Raw genomic sequence first — 26192 nt, 5'->3', positions numbered from 1 at the left:
GTCAGGAATCCCGACTTACCGATCTTAAGCTCGTTAAAGCGGTCACGCAATAATATCTCAGGGCAGCAGATATTCAGGAGATCGGGGCAGTTCGACAGCCTCCTTTATGCTGATTCCACTATTCAGTGAGGCCAGCACTGACTGCACAACGCGCTCGAATCCAATTCCGCATCCAGCCGACTGTCCGACACCCTGTGACAGCACATCGAAGTACCAGTCAAACTGGCCCGGATCGACATCGCGTTCAAGCAGATGGTCATGCATGTATGATTCCTCAAATTGCTTCTTGCACGTTTCCGAGCTCCCTTCGCGCACCGCTCCGCCGACAGATTCACCCACGAACGGAAGGAGCAGATCGCAGCAGATTGTCTTGTCGGAGTTTCGCTTCATTGAGAAGAACTTTATGACTCCCCCCTCTTTCGGTTTCGGGTCTGCAGGGTAGAGCGTAACGAATGTTGGAAGACTTGAGTACGCCTCACAGAGCGCGAGTTCCTCTTCGCTGCCAAGATCATCACCGTACCTGACTTCGAGACCTTTATTCTGCAGAGTCTCAATAGCTTCGGAGTAGCTGACACGATTGAACGGAAGCGTAATATAGTTCTCAAGCATACCGCATCTGTAAATCTCACTCGATGCCGCATACATAGCTTTTAGAAGCGACTCAATCAGATCCATCAGTCCGTCGAGCTCAAAATCGCGCCCCTCGAATTCAATCAACGTGAACTCGCAAAGATGGCGGTTCGTGACCTTGCGCTCCTGCCGAAATGACGGTCCGATAGTGTAGACACGATTGTGGATCTGCGTGAATGCCTCAAGGTAGAGCTGACCGGTCTGCCGCAGGAACATACACTGCTCGTCCCCCTGCTGATCATACATCGTGACGGGCATCGCATTCGGGAACCATTCGCAGGATCCGGTCGCGCCGGTGATGAATGGTACGCACGTTTCGATGAACGAGTTCTGCCCGAACCAATCGCGAGCCGCTTTGAGCATCTTCGATCTCAGAAGAGTCGTTTGAGTGTGCGCACCACCGAGGACTTCCAGATGACGCATAATAACCTCCAGACTAAAGGGCAAGAAAAAGCCACCCAATTGAATCGGGTGGCGGTGAATTCTCCGCTGAAAACAGAGGGGGTTTTGATCTCAGCAAGCAAGATCATCGGCCACTCCTGTGTCCAAATTGTGATATTTTGCAACTACATCAAGCAATATCTAGATTCCTAACTTCCACGCTTTTCGGCTGCCGATCACGGTAAATCCGTGCGTGAATTACTCTGATTTCGCCTTGCCCCGCTTCATAAACCGTAACTACCTCTAAAAGTTGCTATTAAACTGTTTGTGCAAATGCAGTCAACATAAAATCTATTCGAGTACTGATTTTCTCCAAATAGCCAATCAGAACGCAGCTAGTTCGAGATTGCCAGTAACCGCACCGAGGCTCGGCATGCTCTCAGCGTAGCAAAGCAGTTGCTCTTTTCCTCCGATTTTATTAGCTTGGCAACAATCCCGCCGACAGCAGAACAGCTCGACCCGGGGATTTGGCGAGAAAAGTATAGTCTATTTCAATATTTTCCGAGATGGAGAGGACAATATGAAAGATCCGAGAATTGTCACACTCGCGACAAACCTCATAAACTACTCTTGCAGCCTTCAGAAGGGTGAGATCATCTACATCGAGATCAAGGGCATCGATACTCTCGCACTCGGCAAGGAGTGTATCAAACAGGCGACATTAGCCGGCGGAGTGCCATTCTGGTTCTACAACGACGAATCGCTGCTGAGGCAGTATCTGGCTCACGCCAGCGATGACCAACTCAAGAAGCTCGCTGATTTCCATCTCGATATGATGAAGAAATCGTCCGCGTATCTCGGCATTCGCGGCTCTGAGAATCCGTTCGATCTTAACGATCTCGGCGAAGAGAAAATGAAGAAGTGGAACACGCTTTTCTACACTCCGGTGCACCTTGAAGAACGCGTGCGCAACACAAAATGGTGCGTAATGCGCTATCCGAACAACGCCATGGCTCAGCTCGCGATGAAGCCGCAGGAAGTTTTCGAGGACTTCTACTACGATGTCTGCAATGTCAATTATCCGAAAATGTCCACGGCAATGAATCCGCTGGTGAAGCTTATGGAGAAGACCGACAAGGTCCACATCAAGGACAAAGACACTGACCTGACATTTTCCATCAAGGACATATCGGTCGTCAAGTGCGACGGGCATCGCAATATCCCCGATGGCGAAGTCTACACCGCTCCGGTGCGCGATTCGATAAATGGTTACATAAAATACAATACGCCGTCGCTGTATCAGGGAACTGTATTTGAGGGCATCAGATTCGAGTTCAAGAATGGCAAGATCGTGAAAGCTACCGCTGACAACGACGAGGATAAGCTAAACAAGACACTCGACACTGATGACAACGCGCGATATATCGGCGAATTCGCGATCGGCGTCAACCCGATGGTGAAAGAACCGATGAAGGATACGCTGTTTGATGAGAAGATCGGCGGATCGTTCCATTTGACTCCCGGATGCTGCTACGACGAAGCGCCAAACGGCAATCGCTCTGCGATCCACTGGGACCTTGTGCGCATCCAGACGCCGGAATACGGTGGCGGCGAGATGTATTTCGATGATAAGCTGATCCGCAAGGATGGCGAATTCGTAGTCGACGAACTCAAAGGCCTCTTCACAGAAGAAGCATTGAAGGGATAAGTATTGACCGGTATGTCGAAACCACATGGATTTCGACCTACCCACTGAAATAGAATCGTCATTGCGAGCGACCGACGGGAGCGTGGCAATCTCAGACCGCATCATAACATCGAATCACACGAAGAGACTCAGCTCGGGAGGAATACACATGTCAATCATAACAAGAACCGCAATCATCCTGCTCACCCTGCTCCTCCTTGCTGCCTGCGGCAAAGAATCGGCAAAGGAGAAAGCTGCGGTCACAGACGATGAGCAGGCGCTGAGAGTAATCATCACAGAGATGATCAGCTTCATCGAGCTCGAGGATTACGAAGGGTTGTTCAAGAAGTTTGCATCGCCGGAGGACTGGGCTCGCATGGATACCACCGGCAGCATCGAGAAGGCGATGAGGCGCGTTGCGATGTTCCGGGAACCGATGCTGCAAGGACTTCGCGAAGCGCTAGCGGTGAAGCCCGTCTTCAGCGAAAATCACACTAAGGCAACAATCATGGTACCGAGTGAAATACCTGATTTTGTGTTTAGAAAAATCGATGGCAAGTGGTACTCATCACAGTGATCACAATTTGCAAACCGGAGGGACAATGAATACGATTTTATCAAAACTCGCGCTGATGCTGTTAATCGCTCTGGTTGTGATCATTTCCGGCTGCGGCGGAGATGAAGCAGATGAACAGGCAGCTTCCGAGCAACCGACTACGGAAGCCGCGACGCAGACGCCGACGCAGCAACTGACCGTGGCGATTGATATTGCTATTCAGCTTGTCGAAGCTGATGATGTACATGGGCTGTTTGAGAAGTTCACGCCGCCGGATGTACTCGATACATTGATCGCAGCGGGACAGCTTCAGGCCGCGGAGGGTCGTTTCAGGATTTTCAAGAATGAGTTTGTCGCCGCCATGAAAGTGGCGAAAACGGTAGATCCGGAATTCAATGAAGACAGCACAATAGTGGCCTATGCGGTGGAGGAAGTCCCCGGCGGCAAAGTGAAATTTCAGAAGATCGACGGCAATTGGTATTTCTCTGACTGAGTTTAGCTCGTCAACGAGAAGTTACAGAAAGTGACGATGGACTGACTTGGACTGAGGTATAAGATGTCCGAAAAGCAATATCTGAATGAGACGATAAGGCTACTGCACGAAAGATCTACTTGCCGGAGTTTTGAAGATAAGAAGATCCCTGAAGAAGTTCTGCAACAGATTCTCGATGCTGGAATCCACGCTCCGACAGGCGGCAACCTCCAGCCCTACTCGATCATAAAAGTCGAGAACGTCGAGACGAGCAAGAGGCTCGGAGAGTTGTGCGAGCAACAGGATTTCATCGGCACAGCGCCGGTCAATCTGATATTCTGTATCGACTGGCATCTTTTGAAGCGATGGGCAGAGATAGAATACGCGGCATTCACAGCCACCATCAGCTTTCGCCACTTCTGGATCAGCTTCCAGGACACTGTTATCGCGGCACAGAATATCTGCATCGCTGCCGACGCTCTCGGGCTTGGATCTGTCTACATCGGAAGCGTTCTCGAATGCCTCCCGCAGCTTCGCGAGATGTTTCAACTTCCGAAATATGTCTTCCCGGTGGTTCTGCTCAGCATCGGCTATCCGAAATTCAGGCCGAAACCGAAGCCGAAACTCGGCACCGAAACCGTCGTCCACAACGAGACATATTGCAAAATGTCGGATGACGATGTCCGCGCCGCATTCAACAGGAAGTATGGCAATCGCAGCAAGCTCGAAATCACCGACGAGCGTCTTGAGACAATCCGTAGAGTGTGCACGAATGTTCACGGCGAAGACTTCGCAAATAAGTGCCTGACAATGATCAGAGATAATGGATATGTAAACATGGCACAAGCCTACTTCTGTCTTCATTATATTGCTGATGAAATGCCGAACAGAAACGAAGAATTCCTGAAAACAGTCCGCGATTTCGGCTTCGACTGGTTTGAGAAGTACGAGCCGGGCGTGAAGTGATCAACACTATACTACGATTTTCAACATGCCAAAGCCTGAATACAAAATACTGACCGGCAAGGATCGCCCTGACCTTCTTAAAGCGACCAACAACACGGTCAACAAATCGTGGCCCGAATTCATGCTGCACGATCCATACGTCGGCGAATACTGGGATGCTCTCTTCCTGGCCTACCCGGAGTTCCATTTCGGGCTTCAGGCGAATAGTACAGGTGAATTCATTGCTCTCGGAAACAGTGTGCCTCTCGCGTGGGATGGCAAGCCCTACGATCTTCCTGACAAAGGTATCGACTGGGTATTGGAACAGGGATTTGATGATCATTCTAAAGGCCGACCACTTAAAACACTCTGCGCATTGCAGATTGTGATAGACGAAGCGTATCGCGGTAAGGGACTCAGCAGCCGTATGGTGCGCTGCATGATGGCGACCGGCATGGCGAATAGCCTCGACAGGCTGATCGCGCCCGTAAGGCCACCTTCCAAAAGCAACTATCCTCTCGCTCCGATGGATCGATTTATCCGATGGAAGGACAACAATGGTTTTCCGCTCGATCCCTGGATGCGCGTTCACGCACGGCTCGGTGCGCAGACTATAAAGCCATGCGCCGAATCGATGCTCATCACCGGAACAGTTGACGAATGGGAGAAGTGGGCAAAGATGCATTTCCCCGAAAGCGGTTCGTATATCGTGCCCGGTGCGCTCTCCCCTGTCGAGATCGACCGCCAGGCTGATACAGGGACATACATCGAACCGAATGTCTGGATGATGCACTACCTGAGATAGAGGAGATTATCATTGACCGATTTCAATCTTGACAATCGCATTTTCGTCGGAGTGGAGAATTACGACGACGGCGACCTGACAGGAGATACGCTTTTCCATTACCATCAAGAGGGATCAACGGTCTGGGGCACATGCGAGGGAGGCGGTGTTCTTTTCGGGACGCTTGTTGCTAAAATGCTAGACGACGGTCGCCTCGACATGGTATGGCAGTATCTGAACACCGAAGGCAAGTTCGTCTCCGGCACATGCATCTCAACGCCGGAAATACTGCCCGACGGCCGCTACCGACTTCATGAAACGTGGGAGATACTCTCCGGGGACTCAGGAACGTCGGTGATAGAAGAGGTCAGCAGTCCCATCAGATAAACCTTCTAATTCTGACCTGGCTTATCCCTGAATCTCGAGCATTCTCTCGAGAGCGATTTTCGCATCGCGGGCTATGTCGGGAGGTACGGTGACAACCGGAACCGTATCGAGATTTTCGAGACACCACGCAAGATCATTGAGCGTAGTGCGATACATATTCACGCACATCGCGCAGGTGTTGCCTGACAACTCGTAGATATTCTTGTCGGGATATGTGTGCGCCAATCGGTCGATGAGATTGATCTCGGTGCCGATTGCTATTGTCGAACCGGAAGGCGCGTCGTCAACATATTTGACAATGAAACTTGTAGAACCGTTGGCATCCGCAGCATCGACGACATCCTCGGGACACTCCGGATGAACGACAATCTGGATCCCGGGATATGCCTGCCTCATCTGCTTTATGTGTTCGATACGAAAAGTCGTGTGGACATGACAATATCCTTTCCAGAGAATCACCTTTGCGCGCTTGAGATCGTCGACTGAGTTACCGCCCAGCTTGCGATCGCTGAAATCCCACACGGCAATCTGATCTTTTGGAATGCCAAGTCTATTGGCGGAGTTTGTGCCAAGATGCTCATCCGGGAAGAAGAACACCTTCTCCCCCCTCTCGAAAGCCCACTCAAAGGCCTTGACTGCGTTCGATGAAGTGCATATCGCCCCGTCGTTCCGCCCGCAAAATGCCTTCAAGTCGGCTGCTGAATTCATATATGAAAGCGGAATGATCCTGGTGTCCGGAACTGTCTTCGTCAGCATTTCCCATGCATAAAGCACATTCCCGATCTGAGCCATGTCAGCCATCGGGCAACCTGCCAGCGGATTCGGGAGATAGACTTTTTGGTGAGGTTGCGACAGTATCTCAGCAGACTCCGCCATGAAGTGTACACCACAAAATACGATGTAATCAGCCTTCTGCTGGGAGGCGATTTTCGACAGGGCGTAAGAGTCGCCCGCATAATCGCCAAGCTTGACGATTTCCTTGCGCTGGTAGTGATGAGTAAGGAGCACCATTCTGTCTCCCAATTCCTTCTTCCGCCGCAGGATTCGCGACGTCAGATCGTCATCAGTCGCGACCCGATACTCATCTGGAATTATGTTGAATGTCACTGCCATCTATCAATCCTATCAGAACATCTCTCCAAGTATATCACATTTCTCACATTTGTAAAACAGATTAAATACGTCAATGTTTCGGGATCTGACTGTCACTCCCCGATAATCTTGATCACCGCGCGTTTGCGCCTGCGACCGTCAAACTCGGCATAATAGACCTGCTGCCACGGTCCAAAATCAAGCTTGCCGCCTGTCACCGGAATGATAACCTGATTGTGCATCAGAAGGTTTTTCAGATGGGCGTCGCCGTTGTCCTCGCCGGTACGATGATGACGGTAGTCTTTGCCGAATGGCGCGAGGCCATCCAGCCATTCATCGATGTCCTCAATCAGGCCGGACTCCGCATCATTGACATAGACCGCCGCCGTTATATGCATCGCCGATACAAGCGCCATCCCCTCCTGAATTCCCGACTTCTCCAGAGCGGCTTCGACGCGATCGGTGATGTTTATGTACTCTCTGCGCTTCTTGGTTTCGAACCAAAGATATTCCGTGTGTGATTTCATTCTGCCTCCAGTTTTCGGCACAATAAAGCAGAATCCTGCAGCGGGTCAACACAGAAATGCAATCCTCTGCACTCAGAACAAGCTCAACACTGCACTATTCTGCGGAACGGTTTCACCATGAAGCGCTGCATCATAAGTGAACACCTAATCTATTATACCACAGCATATTGACTTGCGAGCGTTTTTTCGAGGGAAATGCGGATCGCAGCTGACGAGGCAAGCTTTTTGAAGTATCCCTGTGTGGAGGCAATAATGAAATCGACAACGGCACAATCAAAATTGAATATCTTCACAATCTTCATGCTGCTGGCAGGGATTTTCTTCGTCACCTATGCACTGCTCGTAGAGAACCCGTTTAGATCTGATCCGCTCGACTTCAAGACTTACTTTAACAGCCTGTTCGGACTGACCACCGATCCATCTGAAATCCCTGCATCCAGGGTCGCAGTTACTATCTTCATCCTGGTGCTGGGTCGAGTCGCCGTGTGGCTCCTTGGACGACTGCTCAAGGCTTAAAGGCTCCCCGCTGCCGAACACACCCTACTTGATGAGCACAGTGCGTGGCAAAATCCCTACAGCCCGTAGCGGTGTCATTCCGATGCAAGGGCTTGTCGAGAAACCCCAAACGCTGTCATTGCGATCGAAGCGTGGCAATCTGATTGTCTCATTATTGCATTGATTGACATAGAGATCGCCATCAATTGCGTCGGGTGGTCCACCCTCTCGATGGGGATTCCGGGACAATCTTCGAAGTTGGAACCCATCTGGAAGGTGGGGCACCCATGTCAAAACCAACCTGGAATGTACTACAGATATGCAACTTACATGGTTTAGCTGAAGCGGTTCATCAAGTCATCCTGCGGCGATTATTAGAACGCTTCGACGTGGAAATTGAAGAAGTAGAGTTCGAGGGGTTTCAGATTCCTGGCAAGCTTCGACGACACCAGTCCGACCAGATCGGGAATCGTAGTACCGATTCCGATATATGCCGACGGGTCAGCGTCTTTCGGTGACGGATGCGTTGTACCGTATCCGACGCCAGCGACTGCGAATTTGTACCGGTAGGTCAGCCAGTAGATGTAGTTGTCATAATCTTCCTGGTCTTCTCCGAGCCCCCTGCTGTACTGGCCCGAGAAAGACCTCATGCTGACTTTGAGATCGAGATCATGTAACGCGGGATTGACACTCTTCCACCAAGCAAGCCCGATACCGAGATAGTCTGCTGCGAGATCGGTAGCTCCCATCCCCTGGCTCGGATTGAATGCATCGACGGGGATCTCTACGAACGTCATAATAAAAGCCGACTCTACAGCACCAAACAGCCGTGCTTTCCCATCCGAAAATCCGAAACTGCGGTAAGCCGCCTCGAATCCCTGCGCGAGTTTATAGCTGATGAAGAGATGAGAGACTTCATCATTGAACGCGAGGTAATCGGCGGTCTCATTCTTGAAATGAAATCTTCCAGTTGGTGCTCCCCAGGTACCGGTCAGATGATTATAGACCGGGACCGCACCGACAAGATGAGCAGCTCCAATGCCGCCATAAGTGTACCACTTGATCCGTTCAGTGGCACTGCTCCTAATCGAGTATTCAGAAGTCTGCAATAATGGAGAATCTGAATATGCAAACGCGTGCAACCTGTATATATCGCCGTCCGGTCCGATGACTGCACCATGCGCGGAACAGGCTGCCAACCCTAGTAATATCAACAAGATCGAAATGACACGAATCATAAGCAATCTCCCCTACCTCGACCAGAAACGCAAAGAGCGTTCCGGCTGCGAGGTTTAATCGAAGAAACCCTGTCGAACCTGCCTAATCGTGCGAGAAAATGGTGTCAATCAGCAGCACAAGATCAGAGAGTGTAACGTCTCCTGACTCGTCCAGATCGAGGGCAACGATCTCTTCCGGAAGTATGTAACTGCTGTAAAGATAGCGGATGAAAGCGATTACGTCAAGCAGATCAAGCGAACCGTCCGGCCTTAAATCGCCCGCCAATGGCCAGGCTCTCCCCTTTCCGGTCAATACGATTTTCTTGACGGGCATATTGAAGTCGTCCGCTACAATCGTCAAAGTGGCAGAACAGATCGTGGTGTCGGATGGGTGGAATGTGATTCTGACGCGCGCTGTATCATCCCCGATGATTCTGAAATCGGGGTGTAACACTTTGAACTGGTCGGGCTTGTCAAGATACATCGAATAATCTTTGTCGTAGACATATAGATCATGCAGAGCGATCGAAGCGGACTTGTCGAGCCCGACGACAACATCCCAAAAATCGACACTATCGGCAGAAGCTGTCTCACCCTCGGTCTCCACTCTTATTTGCAGCTTTTGACCGCCACGGATGTTCTTTCGCTCATGACCCGGCTTCAGTGATAGCGCCATCGCGTACATCAGGTCAGTATCAAGAGCGGCGTTCGGGAAAACCTTATTCTCGTAATATGCGAGCGGCGTTTCATCATATTCAGACTGAGTGACCAGCACAAGATCAGGAGCTGCGGCATCCTCACCAGCGACAGTCCACTTGCCGTCCTTGTTTGCGTCTACAACCAGAACATTCACCAGCGTCGAATCAGCCGAACGACGGCAGAAGAATGGCACCGTTGAAATGCCCACAAATCTGTACAATCCTCCCTGCTCGACAAACCTTGCGGCCTCCTGTCCGCCTCCGGGTGCAAACAGAAATTCGACATCGACATTGTCTGCCCTATTCAGCGACGTGCCCCATAGCCTGCCGGCCAAACCGATTCCGCCTGAAAGTGCTGAACCTCCCCAGTCACTGCCGATGAACCATGTTTGCTCTGGCGGAATAAATGACACGGTTTGAATCGTGCCATCTCTAACATTCTGCTCGGCATCCAAGCCATTCAGACCTAAAGTCTTGAAATCGTGCACTACGTGAACTACTTCGTAGAAATTCTCGACCGCATCCTCGTTAGTCTTTCCGGAGCCAGCGACAAATGCCGCACTGAGCGAGAGAGTGTCAACGCGGCTGAACTCCACAGGCGCAGATGATATTATGATTTGCCTGTCGCCTTTGCCCTCATCGAGCCATCCATCTCCCGACCTCGGGTCGCCACCGTATGGATAATGTGTCGAGCTGCCGGTCGTTGGGTCAATGTACTCCGCTCCGTCGACTGTCATGCCTTGGAGAATATTCAGAGTCATGTCAACAGAGTAGCTTCTGAAGAAGTCTCTCAACACGTTTGCAGAGCCGGATGGACGACCGGTAAATGGCGACGACGGGGATTCGAGCATCATCATGCCCACTACCGGCAAGAAATCAGCAGGAAGCTCGCTGTCCCCTTCGAGTGTGTAAGTATAGACTGTGGACAAAGACGAATCGGTCCCGCCTTTGTCATCACGGTAGAAGCCGATGTCGGCATCGGACCAAAGACCAACCATGAAATTCCGCCAATCAGTGCCGGACTTGTTCACGAAACTGTAATCCAGAAAGATCGCATTGTCCAGCAATCCTGCATTCCTGTAAGCATATGCGTAAAGCTGAACCTCCATTCCTATTGGCAGATCACTGCCTCCTCTCAAACTATGATTCGTAGTATCTCGATCATTGAATACTGTCCAGATGCTCTGATCTCCGGTCAGTAGCGGCTCTCCCCGCTCGTTGACGGGAGCGCCCCACTCGCTTGGCCAATCGATCCAATCCTGGGAAGGGCTCAGCGTGTCGTTACTCGTTATTTTGTATGCTCGGAAAATGGAGCTGTCTTCAACTTGGTCGTGGTCGTATGGACCTGGTGAGAACTCAGATCTTCCGAACACCATCGCTACACGTTGAGTGAAATTCACCTGAGAATAAACCCATATCCCTGCTGAGGACATCAGGATCAGTCCAGAGTCGAGCGGATAGTAAAACCCGGAGTAGGTATCATGCTCAAAACTCTCGTCTCTTGCAAGTGACCCATTGTTAGAGATGTGCATACCAATCTCGTTGGCATCGAGTATTGCCGAAGCTTCGTAATCCTCATCTCGGTCAGCCTTGCTCCGTGCAGGATAGCCATCGTCAATCGTGATCGAATATGCAGATGCGGACAGCAGAATCATTATTATCGCGCAGATTGCGTATGCAGACTTCATATCAACAATTAACGACATGCCTCTGATTTGTCAATCGCTGATTGGAAATATGAAGGCCGGGAGACTTTTCGACTCCCGGCCTTCCGACATGTAGCGTTCTGGAGGTGAGGTTAATGCGTGTCAGATCATCTCAATACTATCATTTTCTTCACTAGCGATAGGCTATCAAACTTGAGTCGATAGAAATAGATGCCACTGGATAGATTGTGAATCGATTTATCGACAGCGAATTCAGAGAATCCGGCATCTACATATCCTCGATACACTTCATTCACTTTCTGACCGAGAATATTGAAAAGCTCCAGCGAAACCTCGCCCCCCTCCGGCAACACGAACGATATGTTGGTGCTCGAATTGAAAGGATTTGGGTTGTTTTGGTGAAGCTCCGGTTCGACTGCCTGATCCGAGCTTTCGACTCGTCTGTGCGCGGTTGAATTCTCTATCGTCACATTGGAATTATCAAACACCAGAGTGTCCCCCGGATTGCGCCCGGCACGATTTATCTCAATCGGCTGGGAGGCAATCATCGGGGGAGCATCTGAACATATATCTGATTTGTTTAGTGTTGGCGTGGGATCGATATTTCCGTCTGCGGCTGAGAGTGAGTTATTGCTACCGCTGACTCGATCATCCTCGATACGAGGATCGACAGCATCCGAACCGTCCATCCCCGTATTCGAATCGTTGACGGTCAGGCTGGTACCTGTACCGTAACGTAGTTCCTCTCCATGGAGCGTCGCATCGAGTCCAATCCATCTGAGGATCGCGTGATTTGCTGGAACGATTATCAGCATCGCTGCGACAAGCAGCAAGAATAGTAATGTTCTAAACCTCATCTCCTCCTCCGGCTATTGTCTAACTGCCCTCCTATATCACAAACCGTGTGCCGGACTGATCCAAAACGAAACAATCTTACAATCACTGATGGTTCATGCAGTTAGAGATGCACCATGATCTTGAAAGCAGGGATTCACACAAGATCGGGAGAAATTTATTCCGAGGGGCTGTCGTCTTTTTCCGAACGATTGGTGGAGAAAAGTGTTCTAAACAGTACAAGTTAGGTATATTATTCGGTCTTCGTTTGGGTAGTGATATACGTGAGCGGCACAGACAGCATCAACTCTCACGGGAAATGAAAATCAGACTATACGCACAGTTCCAGGAGGTGTCCATTGCTGGTAAGAGATATTATTGAGAAGAAGGGTTTCAAGATCGTATCTGTCGCACCGGACGATAGTCTCGCAGGTGCAATTAAGATTATGATGGAGAATTTCGTCGGATCAGCGCTTGTAATTGATAAAGCGGGCGAAGTTGCAGGTATGCTTACTGAACGTGACATTCTTAGATTCTGCTCCAGAATCGGCGGATCGTTGACCGAATCGAAAGTCTCTGCGATCATGTCGACAGACTTGATAGTCGCGCTCGTTGGAGACGATGTCGAGACAATGATAGCAACGATGGTCGAAAACCGTTTCCGTCATTTGCCAGTACTGGATGAGGGTCAGCTTGTCGGGCTTGTTTCGATGGGAGACCTCGTCAAATCACAACTGAAAGAAGAGAAGGGTGAAAACCGTCATCTCAAAGATTACATAGCCGGCAAGTATCCGGCGTAAATTTACACGCATCTTATTCCTCTGCAGAGTCGCCCGCTTAATCAGCGGGCGATTGTTTTTGTTCGATATTCTCTTCTGATTCAAGGTCATCGCACAAACAGCAAAAGGCCACCTGATAAGGTGGCCTTTGCCTTAATATCAAAGTAGAGAACAAGAAATTACCTGATCTTCTTTTTGTGACGATCGCGTTTCCTTCTCTTCTTCCGCTTGTGGGTCTTGATTTTCAACCGCTTACGTTTCTTGCCAGACGGCATCTATCCTCCTGAACCAAAACCGTTGTTTCCGGTATGCTGACAGAAAGGACAAAATAACCGAAAGCCCGGAAAATGCAAGCAAAATCTTACTGTTCTTCAAGCGGTAGCTTGGTAATCATATTCTTGAACTCATTCGATGGCTTGAAAACCGGGACTTTTCGGTCTGGAACCGGTACAACATCGCCAGTTCGAGGATTTCTCGCCTTCCTCGCCTTGCGCAGTTTGATCTTAAATGTTCCAAAACCGCGAATCTCGATATTGTGCCCGTCTTCCATTGTCCGCTTGATCGTGTCGAGAAACGAGTCGACAACAACCGCGACATCTGTACGGGTCAGACCAGTCTTCTCGGCCACTTGTTCGACCAGATCAGCTTTGGTCATTTCCCTCCTCCTTACCTGCTTCAGGCTCTATTGCATGTAACTTATTAATTACAGTTTTTGCACGATCCCTTGCTGCATCCGGAACATGCGCTCCCGTGTGATGAAGTGAACTTCCCACCGGACGAGAAACCGAAAGTCGAGAATTGTTTTTCGCATTCACCGCTCCCGCATTCCGGACAACTCACATCTTTGTGGCCCATTCCGATCAAAAGCTCAAACTCCGCTAAACAACTCGCACATCGAAACTCATATATAGGCATATTATCTGAATAAGTACTTAAGTTCTGGACCGGGCGCCAGCACTCTCTCCTCTACGAATCCGAGGACCGTTCCCTGCAGGACATCCCACAAAGTCGCACGTCTCCTTGGCCTCTCCTTGATTGTTGACGGCTCGCCTTCTATTCCAACCAGTTCTGCAGTGATCCGGATCGCCTCTTCGTAACTGCCGAGCCTGTCGACCAGACCCAAGTCAAGCGCCTGACGACCGGTGAATATCGATCCGTCCGCGATCTCGAGAACTTCTTCTCGCGTAAGATTGCGTCCTTCCATGACGACTTCCACGAATTGTTCATAAGTATCATCGATCGCAGCCTGCAGCATCTGGCGGTCCTTCTCAGTCGGCTGCCGCCATGGCGACCCAACATCCTTCACGTCTCCCGACTTAATCGTCTCATGGCTGATTCCGACTTTGTCGGCAAGCCCTTCCAAGATCATATAATCCAGTATTACTCCGATCGAGCCTGTCAGAGTGCCGGGGTTTGCAATGATCTGGTCTGCCGCACAGGACAGATAATATCCGCCCGATGCGCCAACAGAGGACATCGATACTACAATCAGCTTCTCTTTCTCTATCCTGACACGCATCAGCTCGTCATAGATCTCCTGGGTCACCGCGACACCGCCGCCGGGTGAGTCGACATGGATCAGGATTGCTGCGATGGAACCGTCATCGCCGTATTTCTTGATCTGCCTCACGACTTCGTCGGAAGAAGTGATTGCACCGACAACGTCGACAATCGCAATCCTGTCCTCAAATGCAAAGAGATCAGAATCTCCTCCATACATCTCCATGAAGCTCACTAACATGATCCCTACGAAGAACAGAAAGCAGACTGCGATTATTACACCGATTGCAATGTCACGTTTGCGAGCCATTCACTCTCCCTAATCAGCGCTCACGCGCAGCTTGGTCCCTACCGAGAGTTTGCGAGGATTCGTAATGCTGTTCCAGGCCATCAGGCTGTTGAGGCTAATCCCAAAATTCTTCGCGATCTTGGACAAGGTGTCCCCCCGCCTGACGACATAGTGGCTGGAGCTATGGGACGATGATGATCCACTGCCCGAGCCGGGGACTTTCAGAACCTGTCCCGGAGTTAGCATTCTATTCCTCGAAATTCCATTGAGTCTGCACAATTCATTGATAGTAGTGCCATACTTTTCGGCAAGCTTCCAGAGACTGTCACCCTTCCTGACCTTGTGCTTAGTGACAGAAGATCCCGATGAGCTTGAGGCATAGCTGTCGCCACCCCTTCCCGGTATCGACAGCTTCTGCCCCGGGTGAATCCTGCCGTCGCGCCGGAGATTGTTCAGCACACGAAGTTCACGCGTGGTCGTACCGAATGCCTTAGCGATATCCCACAAATTGTCACCGGAACGGACCACATAGTGACCATCGGCGGTTCCGTAGCTATCGTTCGATTTGCTACTGGATGAATATGTCTTCTTCTCACCGAGAGGTACCGGGACGGTCAGATTCTGCCCAATATTTATCCTGTATGGTCGCCGCATGTTATTGGCATCGATTATCGCATATTGAGAAACACCATACTTCCGGGCAATACCGGAAACGGTCTCACCCTTGCGAACCTTGTGCTGCACCCAACTGGTTTCTTCCGGCGATTTCATCTTCGGGTATGCAGCCCAAAACGCGTTTCGCTTCAGCCTGGGTATCCTGACTGTATAGCTCTTCCGGTCTGGTGGTGTATACTTCCTCAGAAGTTCCGGATTCAGGTCATTAAGCTCCTGTAATGAGCAATCAACGGCCTTTGCGATGTCCTCCAGGGCCAGACACCTCCTGACCGTGACGGTATCGAACTCAATGGGATCATGATAGTCTATGTTGAATCCATATTTCTCCGGCTGCTTCGCGATAATGGTAGCAGCAAGATACAGAGGCACATAGTTGCGCATCTGAGAATTTCGAATTGTCATCTTGAAGTAATCGCGAGTCTTGTTATACTTAATCATCTTCCTGACATTGCCCATCCCGGCATTATATCCGAGAAGCGCGAGATACCAATCGCCTGCTTCCTTGTAAAGATCCTTCAGGTGTCGCGCCGCTGCGCGAGTCGATTTCTCAAAATCCCGACGCTCATCCCACCACCAGCTTCTATTCAGGCCATACATGCGGCCTGTGGAAGAGATGAACTGCCAGTGACCAACCGCATGTGCCCAGGAATATGCTCTTGGATTAAAGCCGCTCTCAATCAATGGCAAGTATACAAGATCATGCGGCAAACCTTCTTCCGCGAAAATCTTCTCCATCAGCGGCAGATATTTCCCTGATCGGGCGAGAGATATTTCAAACGGCTTCTTCCCAACAGTCTGGAAGTAGTTGACGCACTTCTCGACTTTCTCATTCCACGTAATCGGGATATCAAACACCACGGTATCCGGTATTTGCTCCGGTTCCACGCTCTTGAGAACGCTCCCATTGGACATCCCGTCGAGTTCCTCATATCTGGCAATCACTGCCGAAGGAGAGGCCTCGCCCGGAAGCGTGGCGATGTATAGCAACGTCAGCTTGTATTCAGAGATAATCTCGTTTATCAGGCGGCTGTATATGTCGGCAGCGAGCGTCGGACTATCAGGATCTATGTCCAGCCCTGCCAGCAGCTCGATAGCGCTCTCGAAGTAGATCTGCGCCTCCAGCCAGTTAGAATCGGTCATCGCCGAATAGCCGAACTTGTAGTCCTCTTCAGCGCGATCCAATTGATACTGCAGGTCACTATCAATGTATGCATACTCGAGAAGCGATGAATCGGCTGGATCAACCTGCTCATCCGGTTCGATAGACTCTGCATCTGCCACAGATTCGCCCGATGAACGCTGATCTGGTTGCGGCTCGCTCGTGAATCGCGCAGCGTTGCTGCTGCAAGATATAAACACCAGCAGCGCCATAGTAAGCAAGCTCATTGTTAAGCAATGTTTTCTAAGCATAACTACCCCTATACCAACCCAGTTGTCAGCAAGTTTAGCTGACCGATCAGAGAAGTTGTTGCAGCCGACATTTGGTGGCAAGCTACAACTCCTTGACAGTCAACGCTATAATACTTTTTATCAATTCGGCTTGTCAACATAAATCTTTACGCTATTTTACTTTATCGGTAATCATGCATCAACTTGATACAAAAGTACCTGTCTATTTTCGAGTCAATCAGTCAGGCATCCCAAAATTGTTCTAATATCTTATCAATCAATCCGTTATCGCGAATGTCAAACGGATCAGTCCCGGGATGTTTGCGGAACCACGTAAGTTGCCTCTTGGCATAATTCCGGGTGGCTTGCTTGAATTTCTTCATCATTTCCTCAAGAGAGCAGAGCTTATCAAGATACTGATAAGCCTCACTGTAACCAACTACTTTGGCAGCTATCGAATCACTCAGCACACTATTTTCCCTCAAGGACTTAGCTTCGGCAATTAAACCGCTTTCGAGCATCTCCTCGCAGCGACGATCTATCCTGTCATACAGCGCCTTCCGCTCGAGCGAAAGCCCTGCGAACACAAATGAATAAGGCAACGGATCGAGCTGTCGTTCATCCTGCAACTCTGATCTGGTTTTACCCGAAAGGTTATACAATTCCAATGCTCGAATTATCCTCACTCTGTCGTTTATCGAGAGGGCCGATGCCGCCTCGGGGTCAACATCTGCCAGCCGTCGATGAAGCGCCTCCAGACCGTTTGTATCGGCGATCTTCTCCAATCCGGAACGCAGCTCCTGATCTGCATCGGGAGCCTCGAAGATGCCATCCGTCAGTGCCTTAAGATACATACCGGTTCCGACCGTCATTATGGGGGTTTTCTCTCTCTTGAGGATATCTCGAATCGCATCGCTGGCGAGAAGTCGGAAACGATACGCATTCAGGAAATGATCCGGAGGAACTATGTCCACAAGATGAAACCTGGCCTTATCCCGCTCAGCAGGAGTCGGTTTCGCTGTTCCGATGTCGAGGAACTTGAAGACCTGACGGGAATCACAGGACACGATTTCACCGTTCAGGCGGTCTGCCAACTCGATCGCAATCGATGTCTTGCCAATCGCGGTTGGACCGAAGAGGGTCAGAACACGAGGCAGACTGCTATCGGCCAAAGCGCTTCTCCAGCTCAGTCTTGCTCAGTTTGATTAGAGTCGGGCGGCCATGCGGACAGACATATGGGTTTCGACAGGTGAACAAATCTGAGACAAGCGCAGACATCTCCTGTTCGGTCAGGCGATCTCCCGCCATGAAGGCCGCACGACACGCAAAGCTCTGGGCGACCTTCTTGTGAATCTTCTCCCCTTCTGACTCAACTCCGTCGAGATCATCGATGATATTTCGATATATCTTTTCCGGATTCACGCCGCGAGCGACGGCAGGGGTCGCATAAATGGCCACGCTTCTTGCTCCAAACGGCTTTATTTCAAACCCGAGTGAGTTCAATTCATCCATAGTAGCCTCCGCTACCTGATAAGATGCAGGATCGAGTTCGATGTTCACCGGGAACAGGAGCTTCTGAGACACGAGCTGCGAGCGGTCAAATGCCGCGAGCGCTTTCTCGTAGAGAATCCGCTCATGCGCAGCATGCTGATCCACGATGAAAATGGCTTCCGCCGAAAGTGCTACTATGTAGAGATCGGAAAATCCGACAAGCCGGTACGGCCTGACAGTCGACTGAACGCCTGGATGCTGCGCACCGCCCACGAGGGCTTGGTCATTAGATGTGCCTGCTGGATTCTGTGAGGCCTCCGACTCGAACGTTCGCCCGGAAGTGGGATGAGTTGCTCGTGATCGCTCGACACTCGGCATGGAGCGATCATCGAGCGGCATGAAGGTCTGGCTGGCATTTGATGTCTTCTGCTCATGCGAATTGAGGAAAGTCTTGACCGCTGATTTGGCTCGTTCGACATACTCCCGTGTTGTCCCATCGTCGGCATCGGACGCGACTTCGGGAATCACCTTTGGGTTGCTGACCGCCGCCGATACGGTGTGATAGAGAATGTGATACAGTGACCGCTCATCATTAAACCGCACCTCGTTTTTCGTCGGCGAAACGTTGACATCTATGAGTTCGGGCGAAATCTCGATAAACAACGCCCCTTGCGGATAGCAGCCTTTCGGAAGAAGTTCGCCGTACGCCGACATGACAGCCGCGTGGACTATCTTCGAAGTGATGGCTCTTCTATTGACGAAGAAGCGAGTCTCCATTCGGTGACGCTTCGCGTCTGCCGGTGCAGACAGGAACCCCGCAACTTTCACAGGGCCGGCATCCTCATCGAATGTCAGGAATCGCCCGAAGAGATTCTCTCCGTAAGCATCACAAATCCGCTGGGCAAGACTCTTGACCGGAGGATAGTCGAACAATGCCCGCCCATCGGATACCAACTCGAAGCCTATCCCGGGATTAGCCAGGGCAAGTGCAGTCACTGTCTGAATGATTTGTCTCGTCTCAGTGGTCACAGATTTGAGAAATTTGCGTCGCGCAGGCAAGTTGAAGAACAACTCTCTGACCTCGACTGTCGTACCCTGAGGGGCACCCAGTGGCGCAGCAGATTTCACTGCGCCCCCTTGGACCGATATCTTTATTCCATCGGAGAATTCCGCAGACCTGCTCACAAGCTGAAACATCGACACGGAGGCGATAGACGGAAGCGCTTCTCCCCGGAATCCGAGAGTCGAGATCGCGAAAAGATCATCGACAGATCCAATCTTGCTGGTGGCATGTCTCGTGAGCGAAAGCTTCGCCCCCTCCGGAGACATGCCGACGCCGTCATCACTCACCTTGATGAGCTTGACACCGCCACTTTCGATCTCAACCCTGATATTATGCGCTTCTGCGTCAATTGAGTTCTCAAGCAGCTCCTTGACAACGGAGGCAGGTCGCTCCACAACTTCGCCCGCTGCGATTTTGTTTATGAGGCTATCCGGAAGTACCTGGATCTTATGAGTCATCGTCAGCAGCTCGCTTGAGTTCAGCCAGGAGATTCAACGCTTCGAGAGGTGTCATCTGCTCCGGACTAATGTTCTTTATCTTATCAAACACTCTATCTCTGATCTTGTTCGAGTTACCATATTTAAATGCAAACAGATCCTTGTCGGTCGTTTCAGCACTCTCTTTCTCACTAGGAGAGAAGAATGTCCCCGATTCGATCAGTCGCAAAACGATGTTCGCACGGTCGGTCACATCTTTCGGAAGCCCGGCGAGCCGCGCCACTTCGATGCCATAGCTGTCGTCGCAGCCACCCGGTATTATCTTGCGAATGAATATGATCTGATCCTGCCACTCGCGCACTGCCACCTGATAATTTCTGACACGTTTGAATCTCGCGGCCAATTCGGTTAGCTCATGATAGTGCGTGGCAAAGAGCGTGCGTGCCTGCCGATTCGGCGTCTCGTGAAGATATTCGGCTACCGACCAGGCTATAGAAAGCCCGTCATAGGTCGACGTTCCCCGACCAACCTCATCGAGCAGAATCAGACTCCTGGATGTCGCATTGTTGAGGATATTGGCTGTCTCATTCATCTCCACCAGGAATGTCGATTGACCAAGCGTCAGTTTGTCTGCCGCGCCGACCCTTGTGAAAATGCGATCGACAATTCCAATCGAAGCGCTTTCCGCCGGTACGAACGACCCTACTTGAGCCATAAGTACGATCAATCCGACCTGTCTGAGATAGGTCGACTTGCCCGCCATGTTCGGACCGGTGATGATTTGTATCTGTGACCTGCCAGCGTCGATCTCGGTATCGTTGGGCACGAAGCTCCCGGATGAGAGTATATTCTCGAGCACCGGATGGCGACCTCCTTCGATCTTGAGAAGTGTCGACTCGTTTATTTCCGGCTTCTTGTACCTCTGTTTCTCCGCAACGTTCGCCAGCGAGACGATTGTATCGATAATAGCAACGAACAATGCAGAAGTCTGAATCAGGGCTGTGCTGTTGGAGAGCTCATCACGAATCTTTTCGAACAATCTCTGTTCATGTCCGTTGATTTTCTCCTCGGCCCTGAGCACGATATCCTCTTTTTCCTTCAGATCAGGAGTGATGAATCGCTCGGCAGAGACAAGTGTCTGCTTGCGTATATATTCACCCGGGACTTTCGACAGATGCGGTCGAGTAACCTCGATATAGTAACCGAACACCTTATTATAGCCAACCTTGAGCACCGGGATGCCGGTTCTTTCACGCTCTCGTTTTTGAAGCGATGCGATCCAGTCTTTTGAGGAACTGATTTCAGTCTTCATCTGATCCAGTGACTCGTCATAGCCCGGCTTGATGATGCCGCCATCATGCGCCACCAGCGGCGGTTGATCGACTATTGATCTTTCGATCAAATCCGCAACTTGTGCAAGCATTTCTGGAGCTATGTCGAGCGACGCAAAGAGATTCGACAGAAGTTGCGATGTTTCACTTTTCAGTTTCAGGCATGCCTCGATGGAATGTTTTAAACTGATGAGGTCTCTCGGTGTTGCTCGTAGCGATCCGAGTCGTCCTGCGATTCTCTCGAGATCCGAGATCTCAGTAAGAATTTGTGAAAGTGATTTCCTCGTCGATTTCTCATCGAGAAGCTCAGCCACCGCATCTTGTCGTGAGAGGATGCCCTTCTTATCGATCAGTGGTGAAATCAGCCACTTACGAAACAGCCTGCTCCCCATCGGAGTGCGAGTCTGGTTGAGATGCTTATAGAGTGAATTGACGCCATCGGAAGCTGTGACAATCTCGAGATTCGTCACTGTCGCGTTGTCGAGAAACATGATGTTTCTCGCGGAGGTGCGAGAGATTTTACCGATGTGTTTCAGCGCACCCATCTTAGTCTCGTTGAGATAGGCTATTACTGCGCCCGCTGCGGAAACCCCGCAACTGAGATCTTCGATGCCGAATCCATCGAGCGACATGACGCCGAAGTGTTGGGTCAGCTTTTCGGTAGCATATTGCCGATCGAACTTCCATCCTTCGATAATCGTCCTTGCAGACTTGAGATCGAGCTTGCTGACAGCATCCCGAATCACGTCCGAATTCTCAGGCATCAGTATTTCGGCAGGCTGCAAGTTCATCAGGCGGTCCGCAATGTCCCTGCTCCCCGGCTCCTCTACAGAAAACTCACCGGTGGAAAGATCGGCTACCGCGAGTCCAACTCGACCGTTTTCCTCGCATACAGCGACAAGATAGTTGTTGGCATCGATCGGCAGGGCGCCGTCAAGTGCCACGGTCCCTGGTGTGATAATCTCGATGACTTCACGCTTGACCAAACCCTTGGCGAGTTTCGGATCTTCAGTCTGCTCGCAAATAACGACTTTCTCGCCGGCTGCGATCAGCTTCGTGAGATATTTCTCGGCAGCATGATACGGCACCCCTGCCAATGGGATATCGCCGTTCTTGCCGTGAGCGCGAGAAGTCAGGGCAATCCCGAGTATCGGCGCGGCCTTCCGGGCATCCTCACCAAACATCTCATAGAAATCACCCATCCTGAAGAAGAGTATCTTATCCGGATATTCTCTCTTGATCCGGTTATATTGCTCCATCAATGGTGTGAGCTTGTCAGCCACTATCTCATAACCACGCGGTAGCTGCCCGGAAACAGGCTTTCGAGCTTGTCTTTTGTTTTTGCAGCGGCCTGCTGCGATCTGAAGATTCCGACCCTGACAGTCCAGTACCGATTGTCGCCGGAGAATGAGCTTTCGAGATCCACTGACCATTTTGAGGCTTTGAGCTGGCCAACGAGCTTGTCAGCTTCCGACTTGTCGCTGAACACACCCATTTCGATCGTGTAAGTAGTGTCTGGCGAGAGAGTGGACTGCCCGGACTGGTCGTTCGGCTTCTTAGCCGTAATCAGCCCGGCAAGCTCATCGCTCCCAATAAATCGACCAAAGCGCTCATCAAGCAGGTTGTATCCAAACAACCCGCTCTCCTGATCACCCGCCTGGGCAGCTAAATAGGATCTGTTGTAAATAGAAAGTGCAGAGACCTCTCCGCCAGATGAAATCAAAGACCGGAAGTCGGAATCCGCATCACCAAATTCTCCCTTTCTGGCTTCAACGCTTCCGCAGCCGAGAGATCCCCATCCGGATAGATGAACATCCTCGAACTTCTTCTCAATATCCTTGAACACATTCTCAGCCGACTTGTACTCTCCAAGCCTCATATATGACATACCAGCCAGCCAGAAGAACTTCAGGCTGGCAGGAGCAACCTCCACCTTCTTTCTGTGCGACTTGTATATCCCCACTGCATCCTGATACCGTTTCTGCGCGTAGTAGGCGGCGACCAGTTCGACGACAATGTCCGAGCAGTTATCCTCGCAGAGACTGAGGCCTTTCTGCAAGTCTACTACTGCCACATCTCCTCTGGCCTCGAGCCTTGAATGATAGTAGAATCCTTCGGCATCGATGAAATCGTCTCGAAGAACATCGTTAAGGCTGACTTCTGCGTCGAGAAGCTCTCCTCGCATGATAAGCTCCTCCACGGTATCGTATCGACTGCCTATGGCAACGGAAGTAATTAAAACAGAGGAGGCCGCAACAACTGCGGCCACCATGATTTCTGTGCGTGTGATGAATCGCATGTCGGAGCCGTCTATTTGTCGATGGGAAGGAGTGTCTTGACGGTTCGCTCAATGACCTGAGCCGCTTCGCCGAATTTCTTCTCATCGCGGTATAGTTTGAGAAGTCCGGCGAGCGCAGGACGATAATCCGGTTTCGTCTCCAATATCTGATTGTAAGTCTCGACTGCCAGCAATGTGTCGCCCTTCTTCTCGGCCAAAGTCGCCAGACCGGTCAGCGCGGCAAGATTATCTTTGTCGCGCTCAAGAACCTTGTTGTACAAATCCTCGATTTCACCGAAGCGTCCGAGATCGAAGAGTGCTTTTTTCAATCTGCCGAACACTAGCTCAGCCTTGGTCGGGCTTACATCAATCATCTGACGCCAGGCTTTGACTGCATCCTCGAGTCGCCCTTCTTTCTCATAGGCATCGCCCAGTCCGAGCACTGCCTCTGCCGACTTCGGATCGAGCTTAAGAGCTTCCTTGAATTCCAGTCTTGCCTTGTGAAGGTCGCCATTCGCCATCATCCTCTCGCCCAACCTGAGTTTGTATTTCGCAAGTGATGACTTGTCACGCTCTCGCGAGAGATTCAGGAATTCATGGCCCGTTTTAAACGCGTCCTCCCAGCGCTCCATTCGCTCATATAGCTCGACAAGCTTCTTCGTCGCCGTGCTCTTCTGCCCACTCATCTGGGCCAGATTTTGAAGTATGCCTTCCGCCGCTTCGAGCCTTCCGGCCGCAAGATGGTCATCAGCGAGGCTGTAGAGTACCCGCACTTTGTCAGCAGGACCTATGGTCTGCCGCAGGCTGAGATCTGTGCTCAACTGAAGTGCCTTCGAATGCATGCCGCGCTGACGGAAGAGGGCCACAAGCCTCAAATATGCATCAATGTTGTTCGAATCGCCCGTGACTGTCTCTTTGAGCTTGAGAAATGCGAGTGTCTGGTTGCCGTCGAGCAAAGCCCTCAAAGCTTCGACATAACTCTCATCAGATGCAGGCTTTTCCTTGGATGATCGACGGACATAGAAGTAATACGCGGCCGCCGCAGACGCGACAACAATCATGAAAATCACTATCCACCAGAATGTGGTCATTCCTGCCTGACCTCACTTTCATCAAGCGTGTCAACGTCTTCAAGCGAGCGGTTTCTCAGTGCCGCAAGTTCCATTTCCAATTGGTGTACTTTCCTGCGACTTGCCCGCACATCACTCGACATCTTCATCGTCTGCGCCACTGTCAAAATGAAGCTGACCAGAATTCCGACGCAGAAGGCACTCAACATCACGACCGTCAGCGGCACATCCGGAATCAGACGAGTCGGGAGATTGATAAACACCCTCTGAGATGAATTCAAAATCGCGAAGCCCAGGATCAGCACTATCAGAATCAACAGCAGCAAGTATCTAACTGCCCACATGGTTCCTCCTTTACCCGAACTCCTGAATACTATCCGTGCATTGGCGCATTGTCAAACAAAAAGCCGGGTATTCCTATTCCTCCGTCGAATCACTATCCTTAACGTCGCTGTCCTTATCGCTATCCGTGAACGTGAAGCTACTGATCAAGAAATCGAAATCGGGTTCCAGTTGCTCCTGAATCTCTCTTTCACAAACAAATTCCATTACTACAAGGCCATTCTCAGCATTTATGATATAGATATATCCGAACAAATAATCGGACATTGCGCCAGTCTCTTCCGTCTGATATGAGTACTGCTTCTTGCCGACGATCTTGATACCGTGGTGACCACCGACTTTCACAGACCTTGGTCGTTGCGGCTCGAAAGTATATTTGGAATCCTGTTGAAACAGCAGAAACTTGTCCAAGGCCTTCTTCTTCAGATCGTCTTTCCCGTCCTCCGCAAGAAGGAAGTCCATATATTCCTTGGGGTTCTGGTCAATCTCGCATGCCAGAACTGTGATCTGCGGCTGTGTGAAAAGCTGCCGAAATCTGGTATAGCGCGCCGGGACGGTCGGATTATCTTGAAGCAGAAGCACCCTTTCGACGTCCTTATTCTTGTGAATATCCTTGAATTTCCAGGTGGCCGGCTTCTCAAACGAAAACCCGAACTTGTTATCCACATAAACCGAATCGCCAATCTTTTCACCTGCATCGTCCTTACCGGCAAGGGTGACTGATGGCATGAGGATCACCGCCAGAAGCGACAGTAACAGAATTAGGCTAAGTTGAATTCTCATAATCTCTCTCCCTCCCTTGGATTCACACGAAACTTATGAAATTGGATACATGGTGTCAAGGTCATTGTTCTCCAGTTGAGCCAGCACTATTGCCCATGATTCCATACGTTATTCGAAAGTGTGAGTTCCGTGGAGTTGCCGGATTGAAGTCTGTCTGCAGATATGATACGCAATCGAGCTCTACTTCATCAACACCATTTTCTTGGTGGAGCGGGCGTCATCTACAGTAAGGCGATAGAAGTAGACACCGCTGGCAACCTCTTCGCCGTAAGAGTCTCTGCCATTCCATGTGAAGTGATGCACTCCGGGCTGCAGATCGCCCTCGACGAGAGTGGTCACAGCCTGACCGAGAGTATTGAAAATTCTGAGTTCTACAGGTCTGGATGCAGCATC

The 26192-nt window shown here is 50.7% G+C and carries 26 protein-coding genes; 8 read left to right on the top strand and 18 right to left on the bottom strand.

The annotated features are described in order from the left end of the window. Positions 1–57: 57 nt before the first annotated feature. Positions 58–1053 (bottom strand): hypothetical protein, encoded by a 996-nt coding sequence (locus KKH67_05100; protein MBU1318559.1) that lies wholly within the window; start codon positions 1051–1053, stop codon positions 58–60. Positions 1054–1591: 538 nt separating this feature from the next. Between KKH67_05100 and KKH67_05095 the strand changes: the two genes are divergently transcribed. The 6 genes from KKH67_05095 to KKH67_05070 all read left to right on the top strand — a co-directional run bounded on the left by KKH67_05095 (position 1592) and on the right by KKH67_05070 (position 5842). Further along, entirely contained in the window at positions 1592–2719 is a 1128-nt protein-coding gene (locus tag KKH67_05095; GenBank protein MBU1318558.1) for an aminopeptidase, read from the top strand. Between the two features lie 148 nt (positions 2720–2867). Beyond that, a complete protein-coding gene (locus KKH67_05090; GenBank protein MBU1318557.1) occupies positions 2868–3275 on the top strand; it encodes a hypothetical protein in 408 nt (135 codons plus the stop codon). A gap of 25 nt (positions 3276–3300) precedes the next feature. Further along, entirely contained in the window at positions 3301–3747 is a 447-nt protein-coding gene (locus KKH67_05085; protein ID MBU1318556.1) for a hypothetical protein, read from the top strand. Between the two features lie 63 nt (positions 3748–3810). Next, positions 3811–4692 carry a nitroreductase family protein gene (locus KKH67_05080; GenBank protein ID MBU1318555.1) on the top strand — a complete coding sequence of 294 codons (882 nt, stop codon included), beginning with the start codon at positions 3811–3813 and terminating at the stop codon, positions 4690–4692. Positions 4693–4717: 25 nt separating this feature from the next. After that, complete coding sequence (locus KKH67_05075; protein MBU1318554.1) at positions 4718–5476, top strand: GNAT family N-acetyltransferase; 759 nt, start codon at positions 4718–4720, stop codon at positions 5474–5476. A gap of 12 nt (positions 5477–5488) precedes the next feature. Next, positions 5489–5842, top strand: a complete 354-nt coding sequence (locus KKH67_05070; GenBank protein ID MBU1318553.1) for a n-acetylglutamate synthase — start codon at positions 5489–5491, stop codon at positions 5840–5842. 21 nt (positions 5843–5863) lie between these two features. Here KKH67_05070 and nadA read toward each other — a convergent pair whose 3' ends face one another. Both nadA and KKH67_05060 read right to left on the bottom strand, forming a co-directional pair. Beyond that, a complete protein-coding gene (nadA, locus tag KKH67_05065) occupies positions 5864–6955 on the bottom strand; it encodes a quinolinate synthase NadA (protein MBU1318552.1) in 1092 nt (363 codons plus the stop codon). Between the two features lie 92 nt (positions 6956–7047). Beyond that, positions 7048–7461, bottom strand: coding sequence for a secondary thiamine-phosphate synthase enzyme YjbQ (locus tag KKH67_05060; GenBank protein MBU1318551.1), 414 nt, complete (start codon positions 7459–7461; stop codon positions 7048–7050). 252 nt (positions 7462–7713) lie between these two features. Here KKH67_05060 and KKH67_05055 point away from each other — a divergent pair, with 252 nt between their 5' ends. Then, positions 7714–7977, top strand: a complete 264-nt coding sequence (locus tag KKH67_05055; protein ID MBU1318550.1) for a hypothetical protein — start codon at positions 7714–7716, stop codon at positions 7975–7977. A 353-nt stretch (positions 7978–8330) separates the two neighbouring features. On the opposite strand, the gene KKH67_05050 is transcribed toward KKH67_05055, so the two are convergent. The 3 genes from KKH67_05050 to KKH67_05040 form a co-directional block, all read right to left on the bottom strand. Beyond that, positions 8331–9194 (bottom strand): YfiM family protein, encoded by an 864-nt coding sequence (locus KKH67_05050; protein ID MBU1318549.1) that lies wholly within the window; start codon positions 9192–9194, stop codon positions 8331–8333. An 82-nt stretch (positions 9195–9276) separates the two neighbouring features. Then, a complete protein-coding gene (locus KKH67_05045; protein ID MBU1318548.1) occupies positions 9277–11577 on the bottom strand; it encodes a hypothetical protein in 2301 nt (766 codons plus the stop codon). A 107-nt stretch (positions 11578–11684) separates the two neighbouring features. After that, positions 11685–12395: a T9SS type A sorting domain-containing protein gene (locus KKH67_05040; protein ID MBU1318547.1), complete on the bottom strand. Its 711-nt coding sequence runs from the start codon at positions 12393–12395 to the stop codon at positions 11685–11687. Positions 12396–12731: 336 nt separating this feature from the next. Between KKH67_05040 and KKH67_05035 the strand changes: the two genes are divergently transcribed. After that, the gene (locus tag KKH67_05035) at positions 12732–13172 is read left to right on the top strand and encodes a CBS domain-containing protein (GenBank protein ID MBU1318546.1); all 441 of its coding nucleotides are present in this window, start codon (positions 12732–12734) and stop codon (positions 13170–13172) included. A 340-nt stretch (positions 13173–13512) separates the two neighbouring features. On the opposite strand, the gene KKH67_05030 is transcribed toward KKH67_05035, so the two are convergent. The 12 genes from KKH67_05030 to KKH67_04975 all read right to left on the bottom strand — a co-directional run. Further along, positions 13513–13806 carry an integration host factor subunit beta gene (locus KKH67_05030; GenBank protein MBU1318545.1) on the bottom strand — a complete coding sequence of 98 codons (294 nt, stop codon included), beginning with the start codon at positions 13804–13806 and terminating at the stop codon, positions 13513–13515. Positions 13807–13850: 44 nt separating this feature from the next. After that, positions 13851–14066, bottom strand: coding sequence for a zinc ribbon domain-containing protein (locus KKH67_05025; protein ID MBU1318544.1), 216 nt, complete (start codon positions 14064–14066; stop codon positions 13851–13853). 1 nt (position 14067) lies between these two features. Further along, positions 14068–14961 (bottom strand): signal peptide peptidase SppA, encoded by an 894-nt coding sequence (gene sppA, locus KKH67_05020; protein MBU1318543.1) that lies wholly within the window; start codon positions 14959–14961, stop codon positions 14068–14070. Positions 14962–14970: 9 nt separating this feature from the next. After that, positions 14971–17025, bottom strand: coding sequence for a LysM peptidoglycan-binding domain-containing protein (locus KKH67_05015; GenBank protein ID MBU1318542.1), 2055 nt, complete (start codon positions 17023–17025; stop codon positions 14971–14973). A 221-nt stretch (positions 17026–17246) separates the two neighbouring features. Beyond that, positions 17247–18176: a tRNA (adenosine(37)-N6)-dimethylallyltransferase MiaA gene (gene miaA / locus KKH67_05010; GenBank protein MBU1318541.1), complete on the bottom strand. Its 930-nt coding sequence runs from the start codon at positions 18174–18176 to the stop codon at positions 17247–17249. After that, positions 18166–20016 (bottom strand): DNA mismatch repair endonuclease MutL, encoded by a 1851-nt coding sequence (mutL, locus tag KKH67_05005; GenBank protein ID MBU1318540.1) that lies wholly within the window; start codon positions 20014–20016, stop codon positions 18166–18168. Before mutL ends, miaA begins: the two co-directional genes overlap by 11 nt. Further along, positions 20006–22585 carry a DNA mismatch repair protein MutS gene (gene mutS, locus KKH67_05000; GenBank protein MBU1318539.1) on the bottom strand — a complete coding sequence of 860 codons (2580 nt, stop codon included), beginning with the start codon at positions 22583–22585 and terminating at the stop codon, positions 20006–20008. Before mutS ends, mutL begins: the two co-directional genes overlap by 11 nt. Positions 22586–22608: 23 nt before the next feature. Next, positions 22609–23511 (bottom strand): SPOR domain-containing protein, encoded by a 903-nt coding sequence (locus KKH67_04995; GenBank protein MBU1318538.1) that lies wholly within the window; start codon positions 23509–23511, stop codon positions 22609–22611. Positions 23512–23636: 125 nt separating this feature from the next. Continuing rightward, positions 23637–24695, bottom strand: coding sequence for a tetratricopeptide repeat protein (locus tag KKH67_04990; protein ID MBU1318537.1), 1059 nt, complete (start codon positions 24693–24695; stop codon positions 23637–23639). Continuing rightward, positions 24692–25018, bottom strand: a complete 327-nt coding sequence (locus KKH67_04985) for a LapA family protein (GenBank protein ID MBU1318536.1) — start codon at positions 25016–25018, stop codon at positions 24692–24694. The genes KKH67_04990 and KKH67_04985 overlap by 4 nt, the downstream gene beginning before the upstream one ends. Before the next feature lie 73 nt (positions 25019–25091). Continuing rightward, complete coding sequence (locus KKH67_04980; GenBank protein ID MBU1318535.1) at positions 25092–25799, bottom strand: hypothetical protein; 708 nt, start codon at positions 25797–25799, stop codon at positions 25092–25094. A gap of 180 nt (positions 25800–25979) precedes the next feature. Continuing rightward, positions 25980–26192 (bottom strand): T9SS type A sorting domain-containing protein (locus tag KKH67_04975; GenBank protein MBU1318534.1); only part of this gene is annotated, 213 nt, incomplete at its 5' end.

It is taken from the genome of Candidatus Zixiibacteriota bacterium (assembly GCA_018820315.1).
Taxonomy (GTDB): Bacteria; Zixibacteria; MSB-5A5; order JAABVY01; family JAHJOQ01; genus JAHJOQ01.
Note: the sequence above shows the minus strand (reverse complement) of the source record. Positions and strands in the feature narration are given on the sequence as shown.